Genomic DNA, 18,764 nt, shown 5'->3' on the forward strand with positions numbered 1-18,764 from the left:
CTCTGGATAGCAAGTTGCAGACCCGATCCCCTGGGCGGTGCAGGTGAGGGCTACTTCCCCGTCATGTCCGCCGGAATCACCCACGCGTCGAAGTCCTCGCCGCTCACCCCGTTGGCCAGGGCCGACTCGCGTAGCGACGTCCCCTCCTTGTGAGCCTGCTTGGCGATCTTCGCCGCCTTGTCGTAGCCGATGTGCCGGTTCAGGGCGGTCACCAGCATGAGGTTGGTCGACAGGTTGTGCTCGATGCGCGGCAGGTTCGGCTCGATGCCGACGGCGCAATGCTCGGTGAACGACAGCGCGCCGTCGGCCAACAGCCGGATGCTCTCCAGCACTGCGTGCGCCATCACCGGCTTGAACACGTTGAGCTGGAAGTTGCCCTGGCTGCCGGCGAACCCGACCGTGGCGTCGTTACCGAAGACCCTCGCCGCGACCATCGTCAGCGCCTCCGACTGGGTGGGGTTGACCTTGCCCGGCATGATCGAGCTGCCCGGCTCGTTCTCCGGGATGTTCAGCTCGCCGATCCCGTTGCGCGGCCCGCTGGCGTACCACCGCACATCGTTGGCGATCTTCATCAGGGCGCCCGAGAGCACCCGCAGCTCGCCGCTGACTTCGACGAGCGAGTCGTGGGCGCTCAGCGCCGCGAACAGGTTCTCCGCCTGCCGGAACTCCAGGCCGGTCTCCGCGGTGATCTTCGCGGCCGCAAGGCGGCCGAAGTCGGGATGGGCGTTGAGCCCGGTGCCGACGGCGGTGCCGCCGATGGCCAGGTCCCGCGCCCGCGAATCCGCGTGCCGGACACCCTCGACGGCGAAGTCCAGCTGCGCCACCCAGCCGCCGAACACCTGGCCGAGCCGGACCGGGGTGGCGTCCTGCAGGTGGGTGCGGCCCACCATCACCACGCCGTCGTACTCATCGGCCTTTGCGGCGAGCACGTCGCGGAGCCGGGCCATGGCCGGGTACAGTCGCTCGTTGAGCTCGGTCACCACCGCGATGTGCATGGCGGTGGGGAAGGTGTCGTTGGAGGACTGGCCGCGGTTGACATCGTCGTTGGGGTGGACCGGCGCCTTCGACCCGCGGACACCGCCTGCGAGCTCGATGGCGCGGTTGGAGATGACCTCGTTGGAGTTCATGTTGGACTGCGTGCCGGAGCCGGTCTGGAACACCACGAGCGGGAAGTGGTCGTCCAGGCGCCCCGCGATCACGTCGTCGGCGGCGCGGGAGATGAGATCCGCCTTGTCTGCGGCCAGCTCCCCGAGCTCGGCGTTCGCCTGCGCGGCGGCTTTCTTCAGCACGCCGAGCGCGCGGATCATGGCACGGCCCCACACGAAGGTGTCGCGGCCGATGTCGAAGTTGTGCAGGCTGCGCTGCGTCTGTGCGCCCCAGTAGCGGTCTTCGGCTACCGGGACCTCGCCCATGGAGTCTGTTTCGATGCGGGTACCCATGAGCCCCAACCTACCCTCGCCGGCGCCTCGCTCGGGCAGAAAAAGAGCTCGGCCGCTGCCCTTGGGGGGGCGGCAGCGGCCGAGCGGTCTTTGGTGACACCAACAGCGTCGGGGATAAATGTACCCGATCCGGTGGCAATCACATGCACTCGCAGTACTGGGTTTTTGGCTTCTTGACGATCTCTTGACGTTGCGCGGCAACACCCCCAGTCAGCGGCGGTTCACGCTCCGGAAGCCCTTCAACCGAAGGCTGTTGAGCACAACAAAAACGCTGGAAAAGGCCATCGCCGCGCCCGCGATGATGGGCGTCAGCATGCCGAGCGCCGCCAGCGGGATGGCCGCGGTGTTGTAGCCGAACGCCCACACCAGGTTGGACTTGATGGTGCGCAGCGTGGCCCGCGAGAGGCGGACTGCGTCGACGGCGGCCATCAGGTCGTGGCGCATCAGGGTGATGTCGCCGGCCGCGATCGCAGCATCGGTGCCGGTGCCCATCGCGATCCCGAGGTCCGCCTGCGCGATGGCCGCTGCGTCGTTGACCCCATCGCCCACCATCGCCACCTGCCGGCCGGCCGCCTGCAGCTCCTTGATGGCCGCGACCTTGCCCTCGGGCGTGACGCCCGCGCGCACGTCGTCGATGCCCACCTGCGCGGCCACCGCGCGCGCCGTGCGCTCGTTGTCGCCCGAGAGCAGCACCGGGTGCAGGCCCAGGGACTTGAGCTCACGGATGGCGGCCGCGGCCGACTCCTTGACGGTGTCCCCGACGATGATCCGTCCCAGCACCCGCTGCTCGTCGGCCACCTCGACGACGCTGCCCACCGGCTCACCGGGCCACGCCACCGGCGCCAGCCCGAGGTCGGCCATGAAGGCCGCCGATCCGGCGAACACGGCCCGCCCGTCGACCACCCCACGCACCCCGCGACCCGGCACGTTGACGAAGTCCACCACGGCGCCCGGCCGCTCCACCTCGGCCACGATGGCCTGGGCGATGGGATGCTCGGAGCCTGATTCGACGGCGGCCGACAGCCGCAGCAGCTCGTCGCGGGTGACGCCGTCGGCGGTGTCCACCTGAGCCACCGACATCTGGCCGGTGGTGAGGGTGCCGGTCTTGTCGAAGACCACGGTCTCGACGCGGCGGGTGCGCTCCAGCACCTGCGGCCCCCGGATGACGGTGCCGAGCTGGGCGCCGCGACCCGTGCCCACCATGAGGGCCGACGGCGTGGCCAGCCCCAGCGCGCACGGGCAGGCGATGATGAGCACGGCGATGGCCGCCGACAGCGACATCGTCACCCCGTTGCCCACCAGGAGATGCCCGGCCAGGGTCAGCGCGGCGATCACCAGCACGATGGGGACAAAGATGCCCGAGACCTTGTCGGCGAGGCGCTGCACCTCGGCCTTGCCGGTCTGGGCCTCCTCCACCATGGCCGCGATCCGGGCCAGCTGGGACTGCGAGCCGACGGCCGTGGCGCGCACCACGAGCCGCCCCGTCGTGTTGACCGATCCCCCCACCACGATCGACCCCGGCTCCACTTCCACCGGGAGCGACTCGCCGGTCATGACGGAGGCGTCGACGGCGGAGCGACCCTCCACCACCTCGCCGTCGGCCGCGACCTTCTCGCCGGGGCGCACCACGATGAGGTCGCCCACGCGCAACGACTTGGCGTCCACCCGGCGCTCCTCGCCGTCGACGAGGACGCTGGCCTGCTTGGCGCCCACCTCGAGGAGCGCGCGCAGGGCGGCGCCGGACTCGGTCTTGGCGCGGGCCTCGATATAGCGGCCGAGCAGGAGGAAGGAGATGATGGTGACGGCGGCCTCGAAATAGATGAAGCCGCGCGCGTCCTGCTGGCTGAGGGTCAGGGAGAACTCGTGCTTCATCCCGATCATGCCGGCATGGCCGAAGACCATCGCGTACAGGGACCAGGCGTAGGCGGTGAGCGTGCCCATGGACACGAGCGTGTCCATGGTGGTGGTGCCGTGCCGGGCGTTGGTCCAGGCGGCGTGGTGGAAGTTGCGGCCCAGCCACAGCACGACCACGCTGGAGAGCACCAGCGCCACCCACTGCCAGGCGGGGAACTGCAGCGCCGGCACCATGGACACGACGACGACGGGGATGCTCAGCGCGAAGGACCACAGCACGCGCGGCTTGAGCGCGGCGGCCTCGTCGGCCTTCTCCGCCTCGGGCACCGGGAGCGTGGCGCCGTAGCCGGCCTGGGCGACGACCTCCATGATGCGCTGCGCGGTGACTCCGGTGGGCGCCTCGACGGTGGCGCGCTCGGTGGAGTAGTTGACCGTGGCGGTGACGCCGTCGACCTTGTTGAGCTTCTTCTCGATCCGGGCGGCGCAGGAGGCGCAGGTCATTCCCTGGATGTCGAGCTGGATGGTGGAACTGGCCATGTCGGCCCTCCGTTTTTGGGCGCGCGGGGACGCGCGGGCACTGGGGATTTCAGCGGCGCCGACGGTGGTGGGCGCCGGGAGGAGGCGGGCGCGACCCGCCGGTGTCAGGCTTCGACGACGGAGTAGCTGCCCGCTTCGTGGACGGCCTCGATGATGGCGTCGAAGGGGATGCGATCGGCGGACTCGACGAGCATCGCCCCGTTGTCCAGGGTGACGGAGACGTTGATCACGCCGTCGACCTCGGAGACCTCTTCGGTGACGTGGTTGACGCAGTTGCCACAGGTCATGCCGGAGACGGTGTACTTGCTGATCATGGGGTGAATCCTCTCGTGGTGGGTCAGCGGACGAGGCGCTTGATGGCCTGCATCGCTTCGTCGATCTTCTCCTCGGCCTCCGGTCCGCCCTTGCGGGCGGCGTCGGCGACGCAGTGGGAGAGGTGATCGTTGAGAAGTCCGAGGGAGACCGCCTTGAGTGCACTGGTGACGGCGGTCACCTGGGTGAGGATGTCGATGCAGTACTGATCTTCTTCCACCATGCGCGCGATGCCGCGCGCCTGGCCCTCGATCAGCTTCAACCGACGCAGGTACGCAGCCTTCTCGGGCGTGTACCCGTGAGTGGCGTGGCAGCTCTCCTCAATGATGTCGGTCATCGGTCCCTCTCCTCGGTACCCAACATACCCCATGGGGGTATTGGATTCAACTGATCTCATCATGACACGACGGGGGTGCAGGCCCCCGTCCGGGGTGACCTAGGGCCCCACAGGGCTGACTTATCCACACATTGCGCACCCAGCCTGTGGACATCCCTCCCCGAAGCGCCGCCAGACGCCCGCCATGGGACACTCGGGGCCTATAACACAGCCTCGGGACGCACGGTTCGTGTTTGCCGATGATCGACGATCACCCCTAGTCGGATAGCGTTTCGCGGCGACGGCGCGGCAGCGTTGTGCCGCCGGAGGCGAGTCAGCGCCGGAGGCGCTTGACCCGCTGACCGATTTGTGGACAAAGTGACGGGAGCCGTCGACCCGCGGGTCTTTATAACAATTTGATAACGGTGATTCGACGCTCAACCCACAACATTGTGCACACCCCACGGGCACGACGGGCGGAGTTGTCCACAGGCCGCCCACAGGCCGCCCCCAGGCTTGCCCACAGGCACGTCACAGAACCTGTCAGTGGCGTGCCCTAGCCTGTCCTGTGGCCGGAAACCGGTGGCCATGAGGAGGGGACATGACGCAGACCGCCGTCTACGACGACCGTGATCTGGACCGCACTCCCCCGCAGGCCCTGGCCGCGGAGCAGAGCGTCCTGGGCGCCATGATGATGTCCAAGGACGCCATCTCGGACGTGGTCGAGGTGCTCCGCGGGGTGGACTTCTACCGGCCCAACCACGAGACCATCTTCGACGCCATCATCACTCTGTACGGTCGCGGGGAGCCCGCGGATCCCATCACGGTGGCCGGGGAGCTGGGCAAGAGTGGCCAGCTGTCCAAGGTGGGCGGCGCGGTCTACCTGCACGATCTCCTGGCCTCCGTCTCCATCGCGGCCAACGCCATCTACTACGCCGAACTGGTGCGCGACAAGGCCGTCCTCCGCCGCCTCGTCAACGCCTCCATCCGGATCGCCCAGCTCGGCTACCAGGGCCAGGGCGAGGTGGACAAGATCGTCGACGAGGCCCAGCAGACCCTCTTCGAGGTCACCGAGAAGAAGGCCTCGGAGGACTACAAGTCCCTCCGCGAACTGATCGAGCCCACGTTCGACGAGATGGAGGCCATCGCCTCCTCGGGCGATGCCCTCTCCGGGGTGCCGACGGGGTTCGTGGACCTGGACCGGATCACCAACGGCCTCCACGCGGGGCAGATGATCATCGTCGCGGCCCGCCCCGGCGTCGGGAAGTCCACGTTCGCGCTGGACGTGTGCCGCTCGGCCGCCATCCACCACAACCTCACGGCCGCGTTCTTCTCCCTGGAGATGAGCCGCACGGAGATCGTGATGAAGATCCTCTCGGCCGAGGCGTCGGTGCCGTTGGGCAAGATCCGCGGCGGCAAGATGGACGAGACGGACTGGCAGCGCGTCACGGACAAGTCCGCCATCCTCGGCGAGAAGAACCTCTTCATCGACGACTCCCCCAACCTCACCATGATGGAGATCCGGGCCAAGGCGCGCCGGCTGAAGCAGAAGCACGACCTGCAGATCCTCGCCATCGACTACATCCAGCTGATGAGCTCCGGCAAGAAGGTGGAGTCGCGCCAGCTCGAGGTCTCCGAGTTCTCCCGCCAGATCAAGCTCCTTGCCAAGGAGTTGGAGATCCCGGTGATCGCACTGTCGCAGCTCTCGCGAAACACGGAGCAGCGCAAGGACGGCATCCCGCAGCTCTCGGACCTGCGCGAGTCGGGCTCACTGGAGCAGGACGCGGACATCGTGATCATGCTGCACCGCCCGGAGATGTACTCGCAGAACCCCACCGACGAGGAGCGCGGCCTCGCCACGCTGCACATCCCGAAGCACCGCAACGGTGAGACGGGCAGGATCGACGCGCTGTTCCAGGGCCACTACAGCCGGTTCATCAACGCCCCCATGTGACCGGCCGTCAGTCCAGCCTGGCCTGCGCGAATGCTGCTGCGATGCGGAGTGCTGAATAATGCGCGTACCGGACTTCGCGATCGAAAGGCCCTCCCATGCCAGGTGAAGCCCTGCCCCCCGTCGACACGTCCCCTGATGCGCTCCTTGTCGCAGACCTCGCGCTGCTGACCGAGCTGCACCGTCAGGTGCTCACAGAGTCGGGCCGCGGTGAGCTGGCCACGCTCATGGACAGCCTGAAGGAGGCCGCGGCCGGCGCCGCTGACGGCGGCGATCCTGAGGCGCCGTCGCACATCATCGAGGGCCTCCCCGCGACGACGGCGGCCGATCTGGCGCAGACCCTCACCATGCACTTCCATCTCATCAACCTGGCGGAGGAGCGGCACCGCTCCCGCCTGCTCCGCCGCGCGGACCCCCGCTCCGGGGACGCCACGCCGGACATGTGGCCCGCGGTCGCCGCGCTGGGTGAGCTGGCGTCGCGGGTGCGGGACCTGCGCGTCCATCCCGTGCTCACCGCCCACCCGACGGAGGCGCGCCGCCGGGCGGTGTCGTCGGCGCTGGACCGGATCGGGGACCATCTCGACCACTACGACGACGCGGCCGTCGGCAGGCAGGAGCGGGCCGCCGCGCTGCGCCGGATGCTCGAGGAGATCGACATCCTGAGCCGCACCTCGCCGCTGCGCACCACCAAGCCTCAACCGTCGGACGAGGTGCGCGCGGTCATGCAGGTCTTCGACCAGACGCTGTTCCACGCGGTGCCCCGGCTGTACCGCTCCGTCGAGTCCGTGATCTCCAACGGGGACGCCGGCCGCCGCGAGCCGGCCGTGCCCGCGTTCCTCCGGTTCGGCTCCTGGGTGGGTGGCGACCGCGACGGCAACCCGTTCGTCACCGCCGAGGTGACGCGGCAGACCGCCGCCATCCAGGCTGATCACGCCCTGCGGGCGCTCGCCACGGGGGCTCAACGCATCGCGCGCACCCTGACCATGAGCGACGACGCCACCCCCGCGTCGCCGGACCTGGCCAACTCGCTGGCCCGCGACGCCGTCGCCGCGCCAGAGCTGTTCGCCGCCATCCGCACGTCGTCGCCCAGCGAGCCACACCGCCAGAAGCTGCTGTTCGTAGCTGAGCGCCTGGCCGCCACGCGGAACGGACGGATCGAGCTCGCCTACCGCCGGCCAGAGGAACTGCTCGAGGACCTGCGGCTCATCCAGGACTCCCTGCGCGTCGCCGGCGACGACCGCGCGGCCTTCGGCGAGCTCCAGCACCTGATCTGGCTCTCCGAGACGTTCGGCTTCCACCTGGCCGAGCTCGAGGTGCGCCAGCACAGCGCCGTCCACAAGGCGGCCCTCGACGAGTTGCTGGGTCAGCTCGACGAGAAGCCGGCAGACGACGAGGCCCGGCTGGCGCTGCTGGACCGCCTGGCCATGGAGGGCTGGCCCAGCCACGTGCAGGCCACCACCGACAGGACGCGCGAGGTGCTGGACACGTTACGCGTGATGTCCTGGCTGCAGGAGCGGTGGGGCGAGCGGTCCTGCGGCCGCTACGTGGTCAGCTTCACCCAGGCGCCCGAGCACCTGGTGGGCGTCCGGGCGCTCGCGCGGCTCGCGGTCGGCGACGGTCCGCTCCGGCTGGACGTGGTGCCGCTGTTCGAGACCGGGGCGGACCTCAACGGCGCCGTCGGAATCCTCGAGCGCTGGCTGCCCCTGGACAGCACCCGCGCTTGGCTCGGCCAGACCGGCGGGCACGTCGAGGTGATGGTGGGCTACTCGGATTCGGCGAAGGACGTGGGCCCCGCCAGCGCGACGCTGACCCTCTACACCGCGCAGGGCGAGCTCGTGGATTGGGCGGACCGGCACGGCGTGCACCTGACCATCTTCCACGGCCGGGGCGGCTCGCTCGGTCGCGGCGGGGGCCCGCTGCACCGCGCCATCCTGGCGCAGCCGCCGGGCTCCGTGGCCGGCCGGTTCAAGGTCACGGAGCAGGGCGAGGTGATCTTCGCCCGGTACGCGGATGAGACCCTGGCCCAGGCTCACCTGGAGCGGCTCACCTCGGCGGTGCTGCTGGCGGACACCGAGGACGCGACGTGCCGCAACCGCGACGCGGCGGCTCGGTTCGCCGATGTGGCGGCCACCGTCGAGAGCGTCTCCCGCGAGGCCTGGTGGGAGCTGGTGCGGATCCCGGGGTTCGCCGACGTGGTGGCCGAGTCGAGCCCGCTCGAGGAGCTCGGTGAACTGCGGCTCGGGTCAAGGCCGGCCCGGCGCAGCGGCGCTACGGAGGGCCGCGACCTTGCGGACCTGCGGGCCATCCCGTGGGTGTTCGCGTGGTCGCAGATCCGCGCCAACATCCCCGGCTGGTTCGGGCTGGGCACCGGCCTGGCCGCCGTCGGAGATCCGGAGCGCCTGCGCGCGGCCTATCAGGAGTGGCCGCTGTTCGCCAGCCTGATCGACGTCGCGGAGATGAGCCTGGCGAAGGCCAACCCGCGGCTTGCCCGGTCGTTCCTTGCCCTGGGCGGGCGGCCTGAGGTCACCGAGCGGGTGCTGACCGAACTGGATCTGACCAGGCGCCTGGTCCTGGAGACGATGGGCCAGTCCGAGCTGCTCGAGGCCAAGCCGCTGCTGCAGGGCCGGGTGAGCCTGAGGGCGCCGTCGATCGACGCGCTCAGCCACCTGCAACTCCGGGCGCTGCGGCTCATCCGCGACGCCGCCTCGCCGATCGACGATGCGGAGCGCGCCGAGTGGGCACGGGTGCTGCTGCTCACCGTCAACGGTGCCGCGGCCGGCCTGCAGAACACCGGTTAAGGGCCCCGGGACGCACCCGCTGGCGGGGGCGGAGGAGCGAAGCGACGACTCCACCCCGCAGGCCGAGGCACGAGCCCACCCTGCTGGCTGAGGCGCGAGGAGCCCTTCTCCGCTGGCTGAGGCGCGAGGAGCGAAGCGACGAGCCTCGAAGCCTAAGAAACCGCCGCTGACAAGGTCACGTTCCCGAGGCTTCGAGGCCGCTTCGCGGCACCTCAGCCAACGATATGGGCCGCTTCGCGGCACCTCAGCGCTGCGGGATGGCATGGGCCGCGTCGGCGAAGGCCTAATTGGCAGGTCTCGTGCCGTAGTCGGTACCAGACCTGCCAATTAGCCGCCCGACCGCCGCGGGGCGCCCACGACGGGGGCTCGGCCATCGCCTGAGACGTGGCTTCGCGCCTCCCGGTCAGGCCGGGGGGACGGGCACCGCCGTCGAGCGGCGGATGTCCAGGACCGCCCGCGCAAGAATCCACACCACGACCGCGGCGCCCGCCAGCCATGCGGCCCAGTGGTCCGCGATCATCAGCAGCATCATGGCCAGCAGAGTCGGGGCCAGGTACTGCATCGACCGCACGACGTAGACGCCGAACGACGGCATGTGCACGCCCCGCGAGTCGGCCACGGACTTCACCATGAAGTTGGGTCCGTTGCCGATGTAGGTCAGCGCGCCGCAGAACACGGCACCCAGCGAGATAGCCACCAGGAAGCTCTCCGGCACCGGCGGTGTGGTGCCGATCATGGCCACGCCCGGCGGCGCAGGCACCTGCGAGGCCATCTCGTAGAAGGTGGCGTAGGTGGGGGCATTGTCCAGCACCGACGACAGGCCGCCGGTGAACAGGAAGAACGTGATTTCGTTGAGCGGCAGCTTGGGCGCCTGCTGGCCGAGGAACTCCAGCGCCGGGATCATGGTGAGGAAGATGCCGATGAACAGCGCGGCGACCTCCCCGATGGGGGCCCAGCTGAACTCGTTGTCGTCGTGGCGGACGCTGCGGGGGGTGGTCAGCAACGAGGCAGCGGTCACCGCGAGCATGATCAGCTCGCGCACCGGCACCCAGGACAATGCCGTCGCATGGCCGGCCTCGATGGCGTGGAGGTCCATCGACGGCGCGAACGCCACAGCCGCGATGATCACGGCGAACCAGAGGAAGTTGATCTTGCCGCGCACCCCCAGCGGCTCGATGTGGGTGCGGTCGAAGGCCACGTCCTCCGGCGCCTCGGTGGCGTAGATCCGGCGATCGAGCGCGTAGTAGCTGAACAGCAGGATGACGTTGACGAACAGCCAGTAGGGCCACAGCCCGAAGGTCCAGGTGAACGGGACGCCGCGGAGCAGGCCGAGGAACAGTGGCGGGTCACCCAGCGGGGTGAGCAGTCCGCCGCAGTTGGCGACGATGAAGATCGCGAACAGCACGGTGTGGACCCGGTGCTTGCGCTCCACGTTGGTGTTGAGCAGCGGGCGGATCAGCAGCATCGCGGCGCCTGTGGTGCCGACGAAGGAGGCCACCAGGCCACCGATGGCCAGGAAGGTGGTGTTGTTGCGCGGCGTGGCCTCAATGTCGCCCTTGAGGAAGAGCCCACCGGAGACGACGAACAGCGCCAGCAGGAGGGCGATGAACTGGGCGTACTCATAGACGGCGTGACCCACGCGCCACGGGTCGTCCAGCGCCCACACCGCCAACGCGACGGGGAGGCCAAGCACCAACGCGTAGCCCAGCTGCGAGGCGGGCTTCTCCCACTGATGCTTCGTCCGCGACAGCAGCGGGAACACCGCGATGCCGCCCAGCATCGCGACGAACGGGAGCATGCTCCACCACGGGTATTCCATCGTTGGTCCCTTCACCGGAGCCCGCCGGGGCTCCTGGCTAGACCGCTCAGCCTAAACCGCCATCCCCGTGGAGCATGAGTCCGGTGCCGATGTTGCAGGGAGTTGCCGCCCGTCGGCTCCCAGCCGGGCCAAGAGGGCGGTGTGGGTAACTATGGCGCGGAAATGGTCCCCCAGTGACCGGCCCCAGGCTCAGCGCTCCATGGGGACACCGACGCTGAGGGATCGTTTCCGCGGCCCAGCCGGCACCATGCCAGCTTTTGGCATGATCGACCCGTGACCATCGGCCCACTCCACCCCCGCCTCGCGGCGTGGTACGTCGCGCACGCCCGCGACCTGCCGTGGCGCGCGGAGGGGGTGACCGCCTGGGGGGTGCTGGTCAGCGAGGTGATGTGCCAGCAGACGCCGGCAGCCAGGGTGGCCCCGCAGTGGGTGGAGTGGATGGAACGCTGGCCCGCGCCGTCGGATGTCGCGACGGCGCCGACGGCGGACGTGCTGCGCGCCTGGGATCGGCTGGGCTATCCGCGGAGGGCGCTGCGGCTGCAGGAGGCCGCGCGCGCCGTCGTCGAGGTGCACGACGGGGAGGTGCCCTGCGGCGAGGCCGACCTGATGGCGCTGCCGGGGGTCGGACGCTACACCGCGGCCGCGGTGCGGGCGTTCGGGTTCGGGCTCCGCTCGCTGGTCCTCGACACCAACATTCGGCGCGTCCTCGCGAGGATCGACGGTGGGGTGGAGTTCCCCGTCGCCCACGAGACGGCGGCCGAGCGGCGGCGAGCGTGGGAATTCGTGCCCGAGGACGACGGTGAAGCGGCGCTGTGGTCGGTCTCGGCGATGGAACTCGGGGCGTTGGTGTGCACGGCGAAAGCGCCGCGGTGCGAAGAGTGCCCGGTGGCTGATGCGTGCGCGTGGCTGGCGGCGGGGCGGCCCGCGTGGGACGGGCCCGAGCGCAGGGTCCAGGCGTGGGAGGGCACGGATCGGCAGTGTCGCGGGCGGATCATGGCGGCGTTGCGAGGCCACGGGGCGGTCCGGCTCGCGGACGTCGCCTGGCCCGACGGAGGGCAGCTCGAGGCCTGCGCGGCATCGTTGGTGGCCGACGGCCTGGCCGTCCGGACCGACGTCGGCCTCACCCTCCCCTGAGTCCTCTGAGTCCGCTGCCGAACCGTGAGGGCGTGCATGGTCAGACCCCGGTCCGGTGCGGTGACCCATGAGTCGAGTCTCGGGCTGCCGCTGTCCGCCGTTCGCAACCGTGAGGTCTGCACCGTCTGACCCCCGTCCGGTGCGATGACCCATGAGTCGAGGCCCGGGCGGCCGCTGTCCGCCGTTCGCAATCTGTCGCGACCTGGTCCTGGGTCGGGCAATCGAGGCCGCCCGGGCCTCGTCTCGTGTCTCCCCGCACTGGTCTGCCTGTGGCGTCGTCTGATCCGGGCGCGTGCCGGCCGGGCGGCCCTGGTGAAAGTGAGTTGAGGCGGGAGGCCGGCCTGGTGATCCTCGGGTTGGGCATCCCGACGCGCAGCCGCCCTGCCGTCCCCCACCCTCGTGCATATCTCGCGTCGGCTCGTCTCAGGGCGGCGGATCCGGTGGCGCCTGCGTTAAGTCTGGCCGCCGGCGCTACAGCGCCGGCGGCCGAACCGAGGACAGGCGGCTCCGGGCCGCCTGCGATATAGAGCAGGCGCCGAGACGCAAGCCAGGCGCCGAGACGCAAGTCAGGCGCCGAGACGGGACAGCAGGGCGGCGGGTGGTGGGGGCCGGGGCAGATTGGGTGGGCGTTGATGACGGCGTCGCAGCGCGAAGCGCCGCCGCCGGCATCATGGGCGGCCCGGCCACCACCACACGTCGCCAACGTGACCACAGCACGGACCGCGGATCCCGGGTCCCCGGAGACGTCACGACACGACCCTGCGAGACGGCCGCCGGTCGCTACGCGACGGCGACCTCCTCAGGGATCGGAGTGGGGCGGGACTCCTCAGGGATCGGGGTGCGGACGGTGAGGGTCCAGGACCCCACCGAGGCCGAGCCGTCGAGCAGTTTGGCCGACACCTCGCCATCGGCGTCCGCAACCACCTCGAACCGCGACACCGACCCGTCCGGCCGCGACACCTCGACCGTCCGCGACATTCCAGGCTCGAACCCGTAGGCGGTCAGCTCCACGCCGTCGGCCCAGTCGTAGTCGGGCCGGTCGTCGACGGCGCCCCACGGGATCACCGAGCCCGGGCGCGCCAGGAGCGGCAGCGAGTCGAACCCGTGCGTCTCCGTGCGCCAGCCCGGTCCCTCGACGACGCTGCCGTCGAGCACGCGCGTCCACCGCCCGCTCGGCACGTAGTACGACACCCTTCCGTCGTCGGTGAAGATCGGCGCCACCAGCAACTGGTCGCCCAGCATGTACTGCAGGTCCACCATCGCCGCGCCGGGGTCCTCGGGGAACTCGAGGAACATGGGCCGCATCACCGGCAGCCCCTCGAGGTGCGCGATCTCGCCCAGCTGGCCCAGGTACGGCATCAGCCGCATCTTCAGCCGGATGAAGCTGCGCGCCACGTCGACGGCCTCGTCGTCGAACGCCCACGGCACCCGGTAGGAGTTGGAGCCGTGCAGGCGGCTGTGCGAGCTGAGCAGCCCGAACGCCAGCCACCGCTTGAAGACCGCCGGGTCCGGGGTGCCCTCGAAGCCGCCGATGTCGTGGCTCCAGAAACCGAAGCCCGACGCCGCCAGGCTGAGCCCGCCGCGCAGCGACTCGCTCATGGCCGAGAACGTGGACTCGCAGTCGCCGCCCCAGTGGACCGGGAACTGCTGCCCGCCGGCCGTGGCGGAGCGGGCGAACACGACGGCGTCACCCTCGCCACGCTCCTCCACCAGCAGGTCGAAGACCGCCTTGTTGTAGAGGTGCGCGTAGTAGTTGTGCATCCGCTGAGGGTCCGAGCCGTCGTGCCAGACGACGTCGGTGGGGATCCGCTCACCGAAGTCGGTCTTCAGGCAGTCGACGCCCTGCCGCAGCAGGCCGCGCAGCTTGTCGACAAACCAGGCGGAGGCCTCCGGGTTGGTGAAGTCCACCAGCGCCATGCCGGCCTGCCACAGGTCCCACTGCCACACGGACCCGTCGGGGCGCTTCACCAGGAACCCGAGCTCCCGGCCCTCCTCGAAGAGCACCGAGCGCCGCGCGATGTAGGGGTTGATCCACGCGGAGACCTTCAACCCGCGCTCGTGCAGCCGCGACAGCATCCCTTCCGGATCCGGGAACGTGGCCGGGTCCCACACCAGGTCCGTCCAGTGGAAGGCGCGCATCCAGAAGCAGTCGAAGTGGAACACCGACATCGGGAGGTCCCGCTCGGCCATGCCGTCGATGAACGAGGTGACGGTGGCCTCGTCGTAGTCGGTGGTGAAGCTGGTGGACAGCCACAGCCCGTAGCTCCACGCCGGCACCCGCGCGGGGCGGCCGGTGAGCGCGGTGTAGCGGCGCAGCACGTCGGCCGGGGTGGGGCCGTCGATGATGAGATAGCGCAGCCGGTGGCCGGGGACGGAGAACTGCGCCCGCGACGCGAACTCGGAGGCCAGCTCGTAGGAGACGTGGTCCGGGGTGTCGACGAAGACGCCGTAGCCGCGATCGCTCAGGTAGAACGGCACGTTCTTGTAGGCCTGCTCGCTGGAGGTCCCGCCGTCGGCGTTCCAGATCTCCACGCTCTGGCCGTTCTTGATCAGCGGCCCGAACCGCTCGCCGAGCCCGTACAGGTGCTCGCCGGGCGCGATGGCCAGCTGTTCCCGCACGAACCGCCGCCCGTCCGGGTTGGTGAGGGCCGACGGCGAGCGCCCCGTCGACGACGTGAGCGGCCCGCCCGCGCCGACGAACTGGAGGTCCCACGGCACCTCTCTGCCCAGCGTCGCGGTCAGGGTGCCGCTGGTCAGCGACACCGCGTCCTCGGTCTCGACGACCGACACCTCATGCCCGCCGCCGGAGAGCGCGAAGCTCGGCCCGGTGGTGGGCTGGTCCCAGTGCTCGATGGTCACCCCGATGACGCCGTCGGCCGGGGAGTCGACGGTGATGGTGAGGGCCGGGCAGTTGAGGGTGTCGCCGCGACTCTCGATGACGCGCGTGGGCGTATGGGCAACCATGCGGTCGTCCTCCACCACGATGTCGGCGATGCTGCGCGGGCTGAGCGCAGTGACGCCGGGGCGCATCTGCCAGTAGCCGTCGGTGAACTTCATGCTCGGGTCCTCTCTGGGTGACGCGACACGACGCGGTGCCGGGCGGGAAACTGCTGGGCGACGAGGCCGCGGAAGACAGCTCTTCCAGGACCGTCTGACACGGGGTGCGCGTCCGCGCCCCCGCTTGGTCGAAACGCTTGCGCGGGCCTACGCTGGTGAGACACAGGGCCGTTTGTCGACGGCGCCAGCCCGTCGGGCTGATGGGGCCACACCCCGCCGCTCCCGCCCTGGGACAAGGGGTGTCGATGGCTGGAATCCAGGAGGTCGCACGCAAGGCGGGCGTCTCGCAATCCACCGTCTCGTACGTGCTCAGCGGCCGGCGCCCCATCTCCGAGACCACCCGCGAGCGGGTGCTCAAGGCCATTGACGAGCTCAACTACCGGCCGCACGCCGGGGCGCGCGCCCTGGCGTCGTCCAAGACCCACGTGCTCGGCCTGGTCACCCCGCTCCGCCCGGGCGTCAACGTGGACGTGATCATGCAGTTCGTCGCCGGCATCGCGACGCGGGCCCGCCACTACGAGCATGACGTTCTCCTGGTCACCGAGCCGGACGCCTCCGGCATCGAGGGCGTCTCGCTCCGCTCGATGGTGGACGGCTTCATCGTCATGGACGTCGAATCCCGCGACAGCCGCCTCCCGACGCTGGCTGCGCTGCGGCAGCCCAGCGTGCTGATCGGAATGCCGGAGGATCCCGGCTCGCTCAGCTGCATCGACTTCGACTTCGAGAACGCCGGCTCCATGGCCGTGCGCAAGCTGGCCACCGCGGGGCACACGCGGATCGCGCTCATCGGGTCCTCGCCCGCGGTCCACAGCCGCGGCACCTCGTACGCTGTCCGGCTGGCGCGCGGCGCCGACCGGGAGGCGGAGGCCCACCACATCACGCTGCAGCGGCTGGCCTGCGGCGACGATCCGCTCGAGGCGTCCCCGCTCATCGACGAGTTGGTGGAATCGGGCATCACGGGGCTGATCGTGCACAACGAGGCAGCCCTTCCGGGCGTGATCACGGCGCTGGCCCGACGGGGCCCCGAGGTGGCCAACTCGGTCGCGGTGGTGGCCATCGGGCCGAAGTCTCTGCTGCTCGCGCCGCTGCTGCCGATGACGGTCATCGACATTCCCGGCACCACCATCGGCTCCACCGCGGTGGACATGCTGATGGGTCTCGTCAACGACCGCTCCCTTCCGGAGCGCAGGCTGGTGGCGCCGCGGGTCGAGTGACCGGGCGCGCCCGCCAGGAGTGCTGAGCTCAGCGCGCCGAACCGCATTGCACTCCTCCACCGGGTTGGACGATCTTTCGATTCGTCGTCGAATCATTTCGACAGGTGCTGGTTCCTTGTCATCATGACTCTGCCTCCATTGGCGAAGCGTTTCGATGATTGATCATAACCCGCGAGCTGGACCAGCGCAATAGCCCTTGTAGAGCGCTCTCAAATCCTCGAAACGCCGCAACGCCCGCCTCTGCCACGGGTGCACGGCAACCGAGCTCAGCCCACCGGCTCCTGGCGGAGGTGCGGTAGCTGTTCCTCTAGAACGGCCCTGGAGCCCCCAGGGCGCCCGAGACCCAGCCTGGAGGAACATCAGCCGCAGACCTCCGACCACAACCGGTGGGCACAGGTGCGCGATAGCCTGAACCGTCGCCGCGACGAAGCGGCCCGCGAGCCCAGCAAGGAGCATCAGATGCGCATCGGCGTCCCCCGAGAGGTGAAGAACAGCGAGTTCCGGGTGGCGATCACCCCCGTCGGCGTGCACGAGCTGACCCAGCGCGGCCATCAGGTGCTCGTCGAACATGGTGCCGGGCTGGGCTCGTCGTTCAGCGACGACGACTACCGCGCGGTTGGCGCCACCATCGTCGCGGACGCCGACACCGCCTGGGGCCACGCCGAGCTGGTGCTCAAGGTCAAGGAGCCCGTGGCCGAGGAGTACCACCGCCTCCGCTCGGACCTGGTGCTGTTCACCTACCTCCACCTCGCCGCCGACGAACCGCTTGTCGACGCGCTGCTGGCCGCAGGCACCACGTCGATCGCCTACGAGACGGTCCAGCTCGCGTCAGGTCTGCTCCCCCTGCTGTACCCGATGAGCGAGGTGGCCGGATGCCTGGCGCCCCAGGTGGGCGCGCACGCGCTGCTGAAGAACCAGGGCGGACGGGGAGTGCTGCTCGGCGGAATCGGCGGGGTGGCCAACGCCAAGGTGGTGGTGCTGGGCGCGGGTGTCGCGGGGCAGAACGCCGCCAACATCGCGCTCGGCATGGGCGCCGACGTCACCCTCCTGGACACGGACCTGCAGAAGCTGCGGATGAGCTTCTGGCGGTGGGACAACCGGGTGCACCAGATCGCGTCGTCGACGCTGGCCGTGCGGGAGCAGGTGCTGGGGGCTGACCTCGTCATCGGGACCGTCCTGGTGCCGGGCGCGCGGGCGCCGAAGCTGGTCACCGACGACATGGTGGCCGCGATGAAGCCGGGCTCCGTGCTGGTGGACGTGTCGATCGACCAGGGCGGCTGCTTCGAGAGCTCCCGCCCCACCACGCACGAGAACCCCACCTTCCAGGTGCAGGGATCGACGTTCTACTGCGTGTCCAACATCCCTGGCGTGGTGCCAAACACCTCCACCTGGGCGCTCACCAACGCCACGCTGGCCTACGTCGAGGCGATCGCGGACCGTGGGTGGCGCGACGCGATGCGTGCCGACGAGTCGCTGGCGCGCGGCCTGTCCACCCACGCGGGGACGCTGGTGTCGCGGCCGGTGGCCGAGGCGTTCGGGCGCGAGTGGACCGATGTCGCGGCGGTGCTCAACCTCGCGGGCTGAACGGTCTGCAACTTGCTATCCAGAGCGCGGCTTCTGTGGATATCCGCAGAAGCCGCGCTCTGGATAGCAAGTTGCAGATTGTCCCCTCCCAACTAAACCAGGAAGGGGGCAACGGCGGTCTTCGGCTCCCCCGCTGGCCGAGGTGCCGCGCAGCGGCCCACTCCCGCTGGCTGAGGTGCCGCGCAGCGGCCTCGAAGCCTATGAAACGTTGGCTGACAAGGAATCTCTCTTAGGCTTCGAGGCTCGTCGCTTCGCTCCTCGCACCTCAGCCGGCGGGGGCTAAGCCAGGAAGGGGGCAACGGCGGTCTTCGGCCGGCCGATGATCGCCCGCTCGCGCACCCCGTCGCGCCTGATCAGCACAGGGCGCTGTGCCAAGGCGGGATGGGCGGCCAGGACGCGAGCCACCTGGTCCACGCTGGCCACGTCGTCGTCGCTGAGGTCGAGCTCGTCGAAGGCCTTGTCGCGGCGCACCAACTCGGTGGGGTCAGCGTCGAGGATCTCCAGCACGGCCAGCCAGCCGGCCTCGTCGAGTGGCTCCTTGAGATAGTTGCGCACCTCGAGGCTCAGCCCCGAGGCCTCCGCGGCCTCCAGTCCCGCGCGTGAGGTGGAGCAGCGCGGATTGTGCAGGATGGTCAGGTCCTTCATGGGATCCCCCTTCGACGGTGAAAGCGGCGGCGAAACCCCGCCCCCACCACGCTACCTATCTGCATCAGCCAGCTGATGCGGCCGAACGGATTGATCGCCGGTCA

The 18,764-nt window shown here is 69.9% G+C and carries 12 protein-coding genes; 5 read left to right on the forward strand and 7 right to left on the reverse strand.

Going from position 1 to position 18,764, the window contains the following annotated elements; translation table 11 throughout:
• Positions 1-50 precede the first annotated feature (50 nt).
• The 4 genes from fumC to ACZK39_RS05650 all read right to left on the reverse strand — a co-directional run bounded on the left by fumC (position 51) and on the right by ACZK39_RS05650 (position 4,479).
• Positions 51-1,439, reverse strand: coding sequence for a class II fumarate hydratase (gene fumC / locus ACZK39_RS05635; RefSeq protein WP_463612785.1), 1,389 nt, complete (start codon positions 1,437-1,439; stop codon positions 51-53).
• 210 nt (positions 1,440-1,649) lie between these two features.
• Entirely contained in the window at positions 1,650-3,830 is a 2,181-nt protein-coding gene (locus ACZK39_RS05640; RefSeq protein WP_463612786.1) for a heavy metal translocating P-type ATPase, read from the reverse strand.
• A 104-nt stretch (positions 3,831-3,934) separates the two neighbouring features.
• Complete coding sequence (locus tag ACZK39_RS05645; RefSeq protein WP_463612787.1) at positions 3,935-4,144, reverse strand: heavy-metal-associated domain-containing protein; 210 nt, start codon at positions 4,142-4,144, stop codon at positions 3,935-3,937.
• Between the two features lie 23 nt (positions 4,145-4,167).
• On the reverse strand, positions 4,168-4,479 hold the full coding sequence (locus ACZK39_RS05650; protein ID WP_182783399.1) for a metal-sensitive transcriptional regulator: 312 nt from the start codon (positions 4,477-4,479) through the stop codon (positions 4,168-4,170).
• A gap of 580 nt (positions 4,480-5,059) precedes the next feature.
• Between ACZK39_RS05650 and dnaB the strand changes: the two genes are divergently transcribed.
• Positions 5,060-6,412 (forward strand): replicative DNA helicase, encoded by a 1,353-nt coding sequence (gene dnaB / locus ACZK39_RS05655; RefSeq protein WP_182800832.1) that lies wholly within the window; start codon positions 5,060-5,062, stop codon positions 6,410-6,412.
• Positions 6,413-6,507: 95 nt separating this feature from the next.
• Positions 6,508-9,207: a phosphoenolpyruvate carboxylase gene (locus ACZK39_RS05660; RefSeq protein WP_463612788.1), complete on the forward strand. Its 2,700-nt coding sequence runs from the start codon at positions 6,508-6,510 to the stop codon at positions 9,205-9,207.
• 403 nt (positions 9,208-9,610) lie between these two features.
• Here ACZK39_RS05660 and ACZK39_RS05665 read toward each other — a convergent pair whose 3' ends face one another.
• Positions 9,611-11,026, reverse strand: a complete 1,416-nt coding sequence (locus ACZK39_RS05665) for a sodium:proton antiporter (RefSeq protein WP_463612789.1) — start codon at positions 11,024-11,026, stop codon at positions 9,611-9,613.
• A 273-nt stretch (positions 11,027-11,299) separates the two neighbouring features.
• On the opposite strand from ACZK39_RS05665, the gene ACZK39_RS05670 reads away from it, so the two are divergent.
• Positions 11,300-12,160, forward strand: coding sequence for an iron-sulfur binding domain-containing protein (locus ACZK39_RS05670; RefSeq protein ID WP_463612790.1), 861 nt, complete (start codon positions 11,300-11,302; stop codon positions 12,158-12,160).
• Between the two features lie 780 nt (positions 12,161-12,940).
• Here the strand turns inward: ACZK39_RS05670 and yicI are convergent.
• Positions 12,941-15,217: an alpha-xylosidase gene (yicI, locus tag ACZK39_RS05675; RefSeq protein ID WP_463612791.1), complete on the reverse strand. Its 2,277-nt coding sequence runs from the start codon at positions 15,215-15,217 to the stop codon at positions 12,941-12,943.
• Between the two features lie 245 nt (positions 15,218-15,462).
• On the opposite strand from yicI, the gene ACZK39_RS05680 reads away from it, so the two are divergent.
• Together ACZK39_RS05680 and ald are read left to right on the forward strand one after the other, a co-directional pair.
• Positions 15,463-16,431: a LacI family DNA-binding transcriptional regulator gene (locus ACZK39_RS05680; RefSeq protein ID WP_463612792.1), complete on the forward strand. Its 969-nt coding sequence runs from the start codon at positions 15,463-15,465 to the stop codon at positions 16,429-16,431.
• A 459-nt stretch (positions 16,432-16,890) separates the two neighbouring features.
• Entirely contained in the window at positions 16,891-18,015 is a 1,125-nt protein-coding gene (gene ald / locus ACZK39_RS05685) for an alanine dehydrogenase (RefSeq protein ID WP_463612793.1), read from the forward strand.
• A 279-nt stretch (positions 18,016-18,294) separates the two neighbouring features.
• Here the strand turns inward: ald and ACZK39_RS05690 are convergent, their stop codons facing one another.
• Positions 18,295-18,660 (reverse strand): ArsC/Spx/MgsR family protein, encoded by a 366-nt coding sequence (locus ACZK39_RS05690; RefSeq protein WP_463612794.1) that lies wholly within the window; start codon positions 18,658-18,660, stop codon positions 18,295-18,297.
• Positions 18,661-18,764: the final 104 nt, after the last annotated feature.

The organism is Tessaracoccus luoxuelianae (assembly GCF_055326245.1).